The organism is Streptomyces sp. NPDC015032 (assembly GCF_043080425.1).
Lineage (GTDB): Bacteria > Actinomycetota > Actinomycetes > Streptomycetales > Streptomycetaceae > Streptomyces.
The window spans coordinates 239,218-249,771 of sequence record NZ_JBIBVN010000010.1 but is presented as its reverse complement, the minus strand read 5'-3'; the positions used below and the strand labels follow the sequence as shown (position 1 = coordinate 249,771).

Genomic DNA, 10,554 nt, shown 5'->3' with positions numbered 1-10,554 from the left:
GGCTCGTGTCTTTCGCCGTGGGTGCCCTCAAGCCCGATGGTTCCGGATGCAGCGGTCTGCCGCACAGCAAGGAGGAACCCCCTGCTCTTCCCCCCCTCCCCGCCCGAAGGGTGGGGCTTGATGAGGTAGAGAAACCTGTAACAGCTCGGCCTTCAAAGAGACTGGGGACCTGGCGTCTGGTCCTCGAAGCCGTGCTCGGCTGGACGGGCAGGACGTTGAGCAAGCCAGCCTGAGACGCGTGGTCCGCCGTTGATGGCGCCGCCTTCCCGGACGGTCCGAACGTACTCAAAGTCATGCTGGAGGTAGTAGCGCTGGAGTGCAGTGTTGCTGGTCCACGCGTCAAGGCGGAGCCATTTTGCTGATGATCGATAAGCGCGGTCCCCTGCCCAGTCGAGGAGTTTTCCCCCAAGATCCTCTCCGGCGTAGTCGCGGGACACTGTCAGCTTGTTGACAAAGATGGACGTCTCCATCAACTCCTCAGCCGACCACAACCCCTCTTCCGCCTTGGGAGTAAGGGTGATGGTCCCAGCGGTCCGATTTCCGTCGCGGAGCATGAAGACGGTTCCAGCGACGATGGTTGCCAGCAGGCGGTCTGCGGGGTACGGGCGGCTCCACTGGTCGCTGCCCAACTGGCTGATCCAGGATGCGGCTTCTACTCGGAACGCCAGGAGTTGGTCTAGGTCGTCTGGGACGGCGGTCGTGATCCTCACTGGGGGGCATTCTCACTTCGGGAGGAAAGGTCGCCAATGTCATAACTCATCCGGTTTAGATCTCCCCGAAACGTCGTGATTGTGCAACGCACGGCGCGCTCCGCGGAGTAACCGGTTCGCGTCCATAGCAAAACGGGAACCCCTGCGCCGATCTCCAGGAGACGGGCCTCCTCGGGAGTCGGCATCCGCGTTGCAATCTCGTCGGCGTACCCGATCTGCTCGATGTTGAGGCTCGCCAGGTACCGCGTCGTTCCCTCGGCGATGTCGCCGGGTTCGGTCAGCCGGGGCGCCATCTCCACCAGCCAATCGGGATAGTGCGTGGCCTGCGTGGACCATGGGACATCGTCAACGAACCGATGACAGAACCGGAGTACGGCGCGCGAGCCCGCTGCAACCTTCAACCGCTCGGCTACGTAGTCGTGGGCGGTGGTTAGCTCAACCCTGAACGTTTGGTGGGGTCGGCGGCCGGCATTCGTGACGTCCGTGGAGTAGGCGTCTCCCACCTGCGGAAAGCTCAGGTTCTCGAACCGTGATGCGTTCAGCTCGAAGACTTCGTGCTTCCGCACCTCGTATCCGAGCCCTTGGCTCGACGTGATCAAACCTTCACTGACCAGCATGCTCAAGCCTGAGCGCACGGTATTTCTCGACGCGTCGAAACGTGCTGACAGCTCACTCTCCGAGGGGAGCTTTGCGCCGGGTCCGTAGGCGCCGCTGTCGATCTCGCGACGCAGTGCGTCGGCCACCTGTCGGTACTTCGGCTGCTTACTCATGCCCCCATCATGACGCACTCGGTCAACTTGTTGGTACATGTTCGTTCGAAGTGCTTGACGCCTCACAGTCGATGCTGCAATCTCATGGGTGTCAGCTTGTACCAACAAGTTGAGCAAGGGGTCCAAGAGGTGTTGGACCACGCACTCAAGGAGACAGCTATGCCGTCGTTCAAGATCGATGTTTCGACCGCCGTCGTGTTCGTCGCGACGCCTCCGACTCCGAAGCTTGTGAGCAAGCAGACCGGTGAGATTGCGGTGGACCGGGAGACCGGTGCCCAGCTCGCGACGGTGGGTCTGCTGATCTCGGACGAGGGTGAGGGGAACCTCTACCAGGTGACGGTGCCGAGCACGGGTGTCCCGGAGAACCTGACCCCGGGCACGCTGGTGACGGTGGTCGGGCTGAAGGCCCGGGACTGGGAGAACACGTTCAACGGCCAGACTCGGCACGGGATCAGCTTCCGCGCGGTCTCCATCGTGGTGGGTGCCTGACCATGTCGGATGTCACCACGGTGATTGAGGTGGCGGGGGCCTTATCGGCTGCGGGTGGGCTCGGTTATGCGAAGGTTCGCGCGCCTCGCGTGTTCTGGTCGCTGGCTGGGCTGCCGGTTGCCCGGGTCCGGTTCGCGGCCACGTACCACTCGACGATGGATGTGTGTGGGCTGACGGTCCAGCCGTCCCGTCTGCGGGCGTTCATGGTTCGCAACGTGGCCCGTCGCCAGGATGTCCAGCCGGTCCCGCCGAAGGTCCGCAAGGTCCGGGGTTCGTCGACCGGGATGAGGGCCACGCTCCGGCTCCCCGCTGGTCTGGAACCCGCGGACGTGGCCGCCGCTTCGGAGCGGCTCCGGCACGCCTGGGGCGTCCACTCCGTCCACGTCGTAGAGACCAAGCCGGGTTTCGTCGAACTGCGCATGACCGGCTACGACGTGCTGCGGCGTGTGAAGATGCCGCGCCGACTGCCCCGCAAGCTGGCCTCCGGGCCGTTGGTGGTGCCGGTGGCGTTGCGGGAGGACGGGAGCGCGTTCGTCCGCGACTACACCAAGATCCCGCACGGCCTGACCCTGGGGGCGAATCAGTCGGGCAAGTCGATGTACCAGCGCAACCTGATCGCCGGTCTGGCGAAGCTCCCGGTGGGGCTGGTCGGGATCGACTGCAAGCGCGGTGTCGAACAGCGCGGGTACGCGCCCCGGCTCTCGGCTCTGGCGGTCACCCCGGATGAGGCATCGTCCTTGCTGGAAGCGCTCGTGGGGGAGATGGAAGATCGCTTCGACGTCCTGAGCGATCACGGTGTTTCCGACCTGTGGGACCTCCCCGCAAAGGTGCGGCCGGTGCCGCTGGTGGTCCTGGTGGACGAGGTGGCGGAACTGTTCCTCACCGCCGCGAAGAAGGATGAGGAACGCCGGGACCGGATGGTGATGCACATGATCCGTCTGGCGCAGATGGCCCGTGCGGTCGGCATCTATCTGGAGGTCTGCGGGCAGCGGTTCGGCTCCGAGCTCGGCAAGGGCGCCACCATGCTCCGTGCCCAGCTCACCGGCCGTGTCGTCCACCGGGTCAACGACAAGCAGACCGCCGACATGGGCTTGGGCGACATCGCCCCTGAAGCGGTCTTCGCCGTCACGACGATCCCGCCGGACCGCCCCGGTGTGGCCGTGGCCGGTGACGCCTCCGGCGGCTGGTCCCGCATCCGCACCCCCGAACTGACCGCGGCCGACGCGGTGGCCATCTGCCACGAGCACGCGCACCTCACCCCCGCTGTTCCGGCCCTGGCCCCGTTCCGCCCGGCCGTTCCCGTCACCACGGCCCCGGCCAGTCCTTCGCCGCTGGTCAAACCAAGGCCGGTCACCGAGTAACACCCCACGCTCCCCCGGTCGGCGTGACCGTCTCACGCCAGGTCCCTACCCCGCCCATGCCCGGAACCCGAGAGGAAGCACCGCCATGGCCACCAAGAGGACCACCACCAAGCCCCCGAAGGCTCCCGTACCGGCACAACCGGCCGAGTGCCAGCCCTGCGGCGGGACCGGAAACGTCGCCGTCACTGTGCGCGTCGGCCGCAAGCGCCGCCCGGTCGGCCAGCAAGACGGCCTCTGCCTGAACTGCCTCGGCACTGGTACCGACTCCGAGTCCTGACCTCTCGCCCCGGCGCTGGGCGGTCGACCGAAGCATCCCGCCCGGCCCCGGCTCAACCTCCCCGAAAGGAGGTGACCCCGTGTTCCGCACCATCCGCCTCGACGCTGTGCTCGTCCAGGCTGTCATCGCCGGTGCCTTGTCCTTCTCCCACCTGCACGATCTGGCCCTGGCGGCCGGACAAGACGGCTGGAAGGCATGGGCCTACCCGATCAGCGTGGATCTGCTGCTCGTCGCCGCCTGGCGCCGTATGCGCACCCACGCCGGTAACCGGCCCGCCTGGGTCTGGTTCGTGATCGCACTGGCCGCGTCCCTGGGCGCGAACATCGCCACCGCCGGACTCCTCGACCTGGACCACGTTCCGGCCTGGCTCCGCATCCTCGTCGCTGGCTGGCCCGCCCTCGCCTTCCTCGGCGGCACCCTCCTCGCCCACACACCCGCCCCCGCCGAAGCACCGGCCGAACCCGAACCGGCCCCCGAGCAGCCGCCGCTGGCCGCTCTGGAACCGGAACCGGAGCCAGCGCCGGACGTCACGGTGGAACGCGAACCCGAATCCACCCCGGAACTCACGCCCGTTCCCGAGCCTGCCCCGGTCCCGGCGGTAGCCCCGGCTCCGGCTTCGGCAATGGCTGTGCCTCCGGCCCTGCTCGACCACGCCCGGAAGATCGCGGACACCCACCACGCCACGACCGGCAACCGGATCGACCCCGGCACCCTGCGCGCCCGCCTCGGCGTCCCCGGTCCGCTCGCTGACGCCATCGCTACCCAACTTGCCTGATCAGAAAGGACAACTCGTTATGGCTCCGCTCACCTTCAACCGCCCCGCGGACTACCTCGACGCCGCCCGGGAGATGGCCGAGACCGGCCGCCCGACCCTGGCCCGGCTCCTCGTCGAGGAAGCGATCAGCCGTACTACCGACCCCGCCGAAGCAGACCGAATCCGTGCCGAATGGCTCGGTCCCAATCACCGAAAGCAGAGCTGATATGCCGCGCCCGAACCGCTTCACCAACGTGATCCGCATCGGCCCCGTACAGGTCGGCACCCACTTCGACGGCCGGGGCCGCACCAAGCACACCGCCGCCTGCACCGCCCCCGGCTGCAACTTCTCCGCCGACTACCGCAACCGCTCCGCCGCCGAACTCGCCGCCCACACCCACCGCTGCAACCCCTGACAGGAGGAACCGTGTTCACGCCGAAGATCCCGCCCCCGGACACCACACCCACCCCCGAAACGTCCCTGGTCCAGCCCCTCACCGGTATCACGCACACTCCGGCCTGCACCTGCCAGCACGCTTCTGCCGCCTCGGCCCCGGTACACCTTCCCGCGGCTTCATCTGCCCCGGCCGCCCGTTTCACTCCGGGCTCGCTGGTCCTCATGGCGGGTGCCGGAACCGCCGTGGTCCTGGTCGTCGGTGCGGTCCTGGTCTCGATGCTCCTGGCCACGGCCATCACCGCCGCCTCGGTCGCCCTGTGCGCGGTGGTCCTCCGCTCCCTCGTCAACAACCAGAAAGGCCGTTGACCTTGCCCAGCCGCGAAGCCCTGAACCCGCCCCGAGGGGAGTGCTCTCAGTGCTGGCTGCACGCCTACGACAGCCGCGCCCAGCACCGGCACTTGGCACCTCGTCAGGACTGCCCGGCCTGCGTTGACCACCGCGACAACGGCCACCCCGCCCACCTGATCGTGCGCTGATCGCTGTAGCGAACTCAACCAGGAAAGGAACCCCAGACATGGGCCTCTTCAGCCGCAAGAGCAACGACACCCCGAGCAACCCCGCTATGACCGAGCTGGGCCGGGAGTTCGCCATCGCCCGCCGCCACGGCGACCGCAAGACCATGCGCCGCATCGGCCGCGAGTACGACGCCACCGCCACCAGCGAGAGGGACGCCGCCTCGTTCCAGGCCGGTCAGGAAGCCTACGACGCCCTGCCCCCGATCAAGACCCCGCGCCGCAACCGCCGACGCTAACCGGCCCCCGGGGCGGCTCTCTCGCCAAAGAACCGCCGCCCCGGAAGCCCAACCCCCATCCAGATCCAACGGACCCGAAAGGGAGATCCCATCATGCCCCAGAACACCCTGCCCCGGCCGATCTGCGCCCACTGCGACGGTTTCCCCACTGTCGCCGTCACCACCGGCCAGACCACCCCGAACGGCCACCGGCACACCATCACCGCCGACTGCCCCGCCTGCCGCGGCACCGGCCACACCACCCCCGCCCGCGCCTACACCCACGTGGGGCGGTGACCGGCATGACCGACCTGACACCCACCCCGGACCGCCCCGGCCTCCACGTCAGCAAGCCGTCCCCGAACACGCCCGCCACGGGCTCCGCCGTCTGCCACTGCGGCGCCTCGGCCACGGCCACCGGCGATGCCCAGGTCAAGGCCCTGGTTGACGGCTGGACCTCGAACCACGGCCGCGCCCACCACAACGGGGACACACCGCGATGAACACCACCGCCACCGCGGCGGGCCTGGACCCGACCACCCTCGCCGACGTGCTGAGGGTGGCCGGGTCCACCGGCTTCGACCGCTGGGAAGAACAGATCCGCCGCACTGGTGGATGCGCCGAGCCCATCCACCTCACCGGAGCCACCAAGACCATCGACCGCGCCACCGGCACCCTCCTGCACCACTACACCACCGACACTGAACCCGGCGGACGCCTCCGCGTCGCCTGCGGCAACCGCCGCGCCTCCCGCTGCCCCGCCTGCGCCTGGACCTACGCCGGAGACACCTACCACCTCATCCGCGCCGGACTCACTGGCGACCCCGCCAAAGGCACCCCCCACACTGTGCGCGATCACCCCCGCGTCTTCGCCACCCTCACCGCCCCATCCTTCGGCCCCGTCCACAACCGCCCCGGCAACCGGCCCTGCCGCTGCGGCACCCACCACCCCGACAACGCCCCCGAACTCGGCACCGCCCTCGACCCGACCACCTACGACTACGCGAGCGCCGTGCTCTGGAACAACCACGCCTCCGACCTGTGGCGCTACTTCACGATCTACCTCCGCCGCGAGATCGCCCGCCGAGCCGGACTCACCCAGAAAGCCGCCCGCGAACAGTCCCGCCTCTCCTTCGGGAAGGTCGCCGAGTACCAAAAGCGCGGGGCGGTCCACTTCCACGCCGTGATCCGCTTCGACGGACCCGACGGACCCGAATCACCACCCCCGGCCTGGGCCACCCTCAGCCTGCTCACCGACGCCATCCATGCAGCTGCCGCCCGGGTCGAAGTCACCGTGCCGGCCAATCCGCAAGCCGGGTTCGACAGTGACTGGGCCCTGCGCTGGGGCGCACAGCTCGACGTCCAGCCCATCGGCGCCTTCGGCAACGGCGAAGACCTCACCGAACAAGCCGTCGCCTCCTACGTCGCCAAATACGCCACCAAAGCCGCCGAGACCACCGGCACCGTCGACCACCGCATCGGCAACAAGGAAGCACTCATCCTCCTCGACGTCCCCGACCACCCCCGGCGGCTGATCGAAGCGTGCCTCGACCTCCACCACGCCTACCCCGACCGCAAACTTCGCGACTGGGCCCACATGCTCGGCTTCCGCGGCCACTTCTCCACCAAATCCCGCGCCTACTCCACCACCCTCGGCGCCCTCCGACAGGTCCGCGCCGACTACCGCGCCGCCCAGCAACGCGCCGCCCTCGGCCTGCCCGACCCCGACGACCACCCCGAGGCAACCACCCTCACCCTCGCCCACTGGACCTACGCCGGACACGGCCACACCCCCGGCGAATCCTGGCTCGCCGCCAACATCCACCGCGACATCCAACACAACCGCGAAACCGCACGCGAAGCGCTATTGGGAGGTGTGCTCGATGAGTGCGACTGCTAGTTCGCGGTCTGGGCAACGGCAGGCGAAGTCAGACGTGATGTCCACAGATGAATGGATGCGCATGCATCTTCGCCGTGCGCCTGCACGCGATGAGGAGTGGGTGCGGCGTGCGCTTCTGCTTCAGGGGCGGTCCGTTCCTCTTACCGCCAGACCGGTTCGATGAGGCTGGGATCAAAAACGCGTTTCCCTCTACCCGCTGGATGAATTATCACGGCTGACAGGCTGTGTAGGACAATTTCTTGTTGGCGTTCAATTGGTAGCTCGAAGAACTCGTCAACGGTCAGGTCTCCGGATCCGGCCTGGGCCTCAGCTTGTTTCTGCTCCTTATAGAAACGGGCACGGGCGAGCTTCAGTTCGTCTCGATCTCGTTCCTTGGCAGGCAACATCTGAAGAAGTGTGGAAACAGAGATCTGCTTTGCTTTCTCGGCTTCGATGAGTTGGGTGATCTCTTGCGAGACAAGCTCCAAGTCCTTTTCCTGCGGCCATCGTTGATCTCCGGGTGAGGCCGCTGTGGTTGCCCGTTCGCGTTGTTCCTCCAAGGCTAGTTGGACGATTAGTCGGTCTACTGGCTCACCGACGCGCCCAACTTTGCCGCAACCGCCGTTGACTACTGAGCACTGGTATTTGTACCTCGACGCCTTCGATTCGGGTTTCCACTTGTGGTTGGTCTGGCCTCGGATCTTCGTCTTGCACAAGGAGCATCTGGCGATTCCGGAAAGCAGGTACTTTCGGGCCCGGTTCTTGTTGGGGTAGTTCAGCTTGCGTTCTGCCACGACGGCGCATACGGCTTCCCACTCTTCGAGCGTGTTGATAGTCTCCCATTCGCCCGTTACTGGCTTGCCGTCCTCCCCGTAAAGGATCTCGCCGTGGTAGGTCCGATAGCCGACGAGTCGGGGATTGGTGAGGATGTGTTCCACGTGGTGATGGGCCATGCGCTTAGTTCCGGCGCGTGGATTTCCCAAGCCTTGTTCCCACCAGCGTTGCCGGATGGTTCCGATGCGTACACCGGTTATAAGTTCCCGCTGAGCCTCGCGGATGGCTTGGGCGGCCTTCGGGTCCACCTTGTCGCGGGCGTCCTTGCGCCATCCATAGGGCGCTGGTCCGCCACTGTCCTTGCCTTGCTGCGCTAGCTCCAGGTGCTTGCGCCTGATCCGGCGTGACGCGTCGTGTGACGACTTGTTGGCGAAGGCGACCATGATGCGTGCCATGGTCCGACCGTCCGGTGTTGCGATGTTGATGTCGTTGGTGACTGTGGCGAACGTGAGTCGGGGCCTGTCATCAAAGATCTCGATCAGTCGTTCCAAGTCACGTGGTTGCCGCGCCAGTCTGTCGAGGTCGTAGGCGACGATGCCATCAATGAGGCCCGCACGGAGATCCTTCAGCATCAGCTCGAACTCGTCACGAACGACGTTCCGCTTGAACGCCGATACGTCGTTGTCTTCGTAGACCTTCACGGCCTGCCACGACCTGAGGTCGGCCAGACGCTCGCAGTCCTGCCGCTGGCGTGCCACGCCCAGGGCGTCGCCCTCGTCGTCCCGAGAGATTCGGGTGTAGATCCCCACTTTGCGCGCCATGATGAACGGCCTCCCCTGCGTCTCAAAGCGGGGTCAGGCTACTACGGTCATGGAGTCAAGTCAGCCTGGAGCGTGCAGAAGCCCGTCGTCCGGCGCAGCGGGCAGGTTCTCGACGCGTAGTGCCGGGCGGAGCCGGCGGATGACAGGGTGCGGTCCGTGCGGTGCGGTCAGGGGTAGATGACACGGTGCTGGAAGCCCGATACCGCCGGGTTGTAGATCTTCGGGGCCGGGCCGTTCTTCTCGGTCACGGAGACGCACACCTCGTACGAGGCGCCGTGGATCAGGTCCCGGCGGATCTCCCATTCCTGCCACTGCGGTTTGTCACGCGGCGTCGGCCAGGCCGCCATGGCATGGAAACCGATGCCGGTCGGCGAACCCTGTTCCGGGTAGACCACCGACCTGCCCGTGTTGTCCTTCAGCCAGAGATAGACGTCCACCAGTTCGGGGCCCGACGTGGTGCGCCATTCGGCGATCATGTACAGGCGGTCGTCCTCGACCCGGCCGCAGGCGCGGACCTCGACGCGCGGGACCGTCGTCGTGTTCCAGCGCCCGCAGTTTTTCCCCGCCGGATTGGGCGGCGGGCCGGGCCGCGAGGGATTCGGGACCGGGGCGGGCGGAGCCGTCTTCGTCCTGGACGTCGAAGGCGTCGGAGTCGGCGAGGGGCTCCGGGGCTGCTTCGAGGGGGCCGAAGCCGTGACCGACGGGAGCGCCGCCTCACCGAGGGAGGCGGTGTCCGAGTCCGTGTGCCGCTGCCACAGGTCCACGCCCACAACGGCGCCGATCCCCAGGACCACGATCGTGGCCAGCGACCAGGTCACACCCGCCTTCACGGCGCCGCGCGACGGTGCCGGAGCCGCGGCCGGGGCGTAGTGGTGGTGCTCGTGGATGTTCTGGTCCCGGCCGGTCTGGTAGGTCCGTGCCCGGTCCGCGGGGGCCGCGGAGAAGGATGTGGACCGCTCGGCGGGACGGTCCGCCTGGTCGCCCGGCCGGTTCGGCGGTGGCTGTGGCTGTCCGGTCATCGTTCGTTGATGTTCATGTCCCTGGCGGACTGGTAGACGCGCGCGTGGCCAGTGGCTGAGGCGTGGAACACGGTGGTTCCGCCCTGGGGCTCCTGCTGGTCCGGAAGCGCCGGTGTGAGTTCCTCCACCAGCACGCGGCGCAGTTCCTGTGCCAGGTCGGGGCGCGCGGTGAGCAGGCGGCGGAAGCGCAGGCGCCACTCCTCGGCGGAGACTTCCTCGATGTCCGTCGCGTCCGGCCCGGTCTCGCCGGTGGCAAGCAGCAGCGTCCGGGTGTCCGTCAGCTCCGCTTCCACGGTGGCGGCCCGGTCGGGGTACGCGCGCTCCCACAGAGCGGCGACGGAGGCTCGGGCGCGCTCCCACAGATCGGTGGTGAGTGCGGTCACCACCGTCGTTCCCGCAGTCGATGCGAGGGCCAGCAACTCGGCGTCCACAGCTACTCCGCTCACCTCGGCGCTTCGGGTGGAGGCGTCATTCTAGAGCACCAATCGGCGTGCTGTGTAAGCCAGTTGGAGC

Annotated in this window: 16 protein-coding genes; 11 read left to right on the top strand and 5 right to left on the bottom strand. The window is 67.4% G+C overall.

Annotation, left to right across the window (positions count from 1 at the left end; all coding sequences use genetic code 11):
• Positions 1–152: 152 nt before the first annotated feature.
• Together ACF08M_RS17630 and ACF08M_RS17625 are read right to left on the bottom strand one after the other, a co-directional pair.
• Positions 153–710 (bottom strand): GNAT family N-acetyltransferase, encoded by a 558-nt coding sequence (locus tag ACF08M_RS17630; protein ID WP_392186145.1) that lies wholly within the window; start codon positions 708–710, stop codon positions 153–155.
• The gene (locus ACF08M_RS17625; RefSeq protein WP_392186144.1) at positions 707–1,480 is read right to left on the bottom strand and encodes a GntR family transcriptional regulator; all 774 of its coding nucleotides are present in this window, start codon (positions 1,478–1,480) and stop codon (positions 707–709) included. Before ACF08M_RS17625 ends, ACF08M_RS17630 begins: the two co-directional genes overlap by 4 nt.
• Positions 1,481–1,639: 159 nt before the next feature.
• Between ACF08M_RS17625 and ACF08M_RS17620 the strand changes: the two genes are divergently transcribed.
• The 11 genes from ACF08M_RS17620 (at position 1,640) to repSA (ending at position 7,448) form a co-directional block, all read left to right on the top strand.
• Positions 1,640–1,969, top strand: a complete 330-nt coding sequence (locus ACF08M_RS17620) for a hypothetical protein (RefSeq protein ID WP_392186143.1) — start codon at positions 1,640–1,642, stop codon at positions 1,967–1,969.
• A gap of 2 nt (positions 1,970–1,971) precedes the next feature.
• Entirely contained in the window at positions 1,972–3,330 is a 1,359-nt protein-coding gene (locus ACF08M_RS17615; protein WP_392186142.1) for an FtsK/SpoIIIE domain-containing protein, read from the top strand.
• 85 nt (positions 3,331–3,415) lie between these two features.
• A complete protein-coding gene (locus ACF08M_RS17610) occupies positions 3,416–3,607 on the top strand; it encodes a hypothetical protein (protein ID WP_392186141.1) in 192 nt (63 codons plus the stop codon).
• 79 nt (positions 3,608–3,686) lie between these two features.
• On the top strand, positions 3,687–4,382 hold the full coding sequence (locus tag ACF08M_RS17605; RefSeq protein WP_392186140.1) for a DUF2637 domain-containing protein: 696 nt from the start codon (positions 3,687–3,689) through the stop codon (positions 4,380–4,382).
• A gap of 19 nt (positions 4,383–4,401) precedes the next feature.
• The gene (locus ACF08M_RS17600; protein WP_392186139.1) at positions 4,402–4,587 is read left to right on the top strand and encodes a hypothetical protein; all 186 of its coding nucleotides are present in this window, start codon (positions 4,402–4,404) and stop codon (positions 4,585–4,587) included.
• A 1-nt stretch (position 4,588) separates the two neighbouring features.
• The gene (locus ACF08M_RS17595; RefSeq protein ID WP_392186138.1) at positions 4,589–4,777 is read left to right on the top strand and encodes a mobile element transfer protein; all 189 of its coding nucleotides are present in this window, start codon (positions 4,589–4,591) and stop codon (positions 4,775–4,777) included.
• A gap of 11 nt (positions 4,778–4,788) precedes the next feature.
• A complete protein-coding gene (locus ACF08M_RS17590; RefSeq protein WP_392186137.1) occupies positions 4,789–5,124 on the top strand; it encodes a SpdD protein in 336 nt (111 codons plus the stop codon).
• 208 nt (positions 5,125–5,332) lie between these two features.
• Complete coding sequence (locus ACF08M_RS17585) at positions 5,333–5,569, top strand: hypothetical protein (RefSeq protein ID WP_392186136.1); 237 nt, start codon at positions 5,333–5,335, stop codon at positions 5,567–5,569.
• 93 nt (positions 5,570–5,662) lie between these two features.
• Positions 5,663–5,845, top strand: a complete 183-nt coding sequence (locus ACF08M_RS17580; RefSeq protein ID WP_392186135.1) for a hypothetical protein — start codon at positions 5,663–5,665, stop codon at positions 5,843–5,845.
• A gap of 5 nt (positions 5,846–5,850) precedes the next feature.
• Complete coding sequence (locus tag ACF08M_RS17575) at positions 5,851–6,051, top strand: hypothetical protein (RefSeq protein ID WP_392186134.1); 201 nt, start codon at positions 5,851–5,853, stop codon at positions 6,049–6,051.
• Entirely contained in the window at positions 6,048–7,448 is a 1,401-nt protein-coding gene (gene repSA / locus ACF08M_RS17570; RefSeq protein ID WP_392186133.1) for a replication initiator protein RepSA, read from the top strand. The genes ACF08M_RS17575 and repSA overlap by 4 nt, the downstream gene beginning before the upstream one ends.
• 140 nt (positions 7,449–7,588) lie before the next feature.
• On the opposite strand, the gene ACF08M_RS17565 is transcribed toward repSA, so the two are convergent.
• The 3 genes from ACF08M_RS17565 to ACF08M_RS17555 all read right to left on the bottom strand — a co-directional run bounded on the left by ACF08M_RS17565 (position 7,589) and on the right by ACF08M_RS17555 (position 10,487).
• Positions 7,589–9,022: a recombinase family protein gene (locus ACF08M_RS17565; RefSeq protein WP_392186132.1), complete on the bottom strand. Its 1,434-nt coding sequence runs from the start codon at positions 9,020–9,022 to the stop codon at positions 7,589–7,591.
• Between the two features lie 167 nt (positions 9,023–9,189).
• Positions 9,190–10,041, bottom strand: a complete 852-nt coding sequence (locus tag ACF08M_RS17560) for a hypothetical protein (RefSeq protein WP_392186131.1) — start codon at positions 10,039–10,041, stop codon at positions 9,190–9,192.
• Entirely contained in the window at positions 10,038–10,487 is a 450-nt protein-coding gene (locus ACF08M_RS17555) for a hypothetical protein (RefSeq protein ID WP_392186130.1), read from the bottom strand. Before ACF08M_RS17555 ends, ACF08M_RS17560 begins: the two co-directional genes overlap by 4 nt.
• Positions 10,488–10,554 lie beyond the last annotated feature (67 nt).

Bases quoted from the DNA above. Each gene is read 5' to 3' on its own strand.
- ACF08M_RS17620 (WP_392186143.1), top strand. From the start codon at position 1,640: ATGCCGTCGTTCAAGATCGATGTTTCGACCGCCGTCGTGTTCGTCGCG.
- ACF08M_RS17615 (WP_392186142.1), top strand. From the start codon at position 1,972: ATGTCGGATGTCACCACGGTGATTGAGGTGGCGGGGGCCTTATCGGCT.
- ACF08M_RS17625 (WP_392186144.1), bottom strand. From the start codon at position 1,480: ATGAGTAAGCAGCCGAAGTACCGACAGGTGGCCGACGCACTGCGTCGC.
- ACF08M_RS17565 (WP_392186132.1), bottom strand. From the start codon at position 9,022: ATGGCGCGCAAAGTGGGGATCTACACCCGAATCTCTCGGGACGACGAG.
- ACF08M_RS17580 (WP_392186135.1), top strand. From the start codon at position 5,663: ATGCCCCAGAACACCCTGCCCCGGCCGATCTGCGCCCACTGCGACGGT.
- ACF08M_RS17575 (WP_392186134.1), top strand. From the start codon at position 5,851: ATGACCGACCTGACACCCACCCCGGACCGCCCCGGCCTCCACGTCAGC.
- repSA (WP_392186133.1), top strand. From the start codon at position 6,048: ATGAACACCACCGCCACCGCGGCGGGCCTGGACCCGACCACCCTCGCC.
- ACF08M_RS17595 (WP_392186138.1), top strand. From the start codon at position 4,589: ATGCCGCGCCCGAACCGCTTCACCAACGTGATCCGCATCGGCCCCGTA.
- ACF08M_RS17585 (WP_392186136.1), top strand. From the start codon at position 5,333: ATGGGCCTCTTCAGCCGCAAGAGCAACGACACCCCGAGCAACCCCGCT.
- ACF08M_RS17610 (WP_392186141.1), top strand. From the start codon at position 3,416: ATGGCCACCAAGAGGACCACCACCAAGCCCCCGAAGGCTCCCGTACCG.
- ACF08M_RS17600 (WP_392186139.1), top strand. From the start codon at position 4,402: ATGGCTCCGCTCACCTTCAACCGCCCCGCGGACTACCTCGACGCCGCC.
- ACF08M_RS17560 (WP_392186131.1), bottom strand. From the start codon at position 10,041: ATGACCGGACAGCCACAGCCACCGCCGAACCGGCCGGGCGACCAGGCG.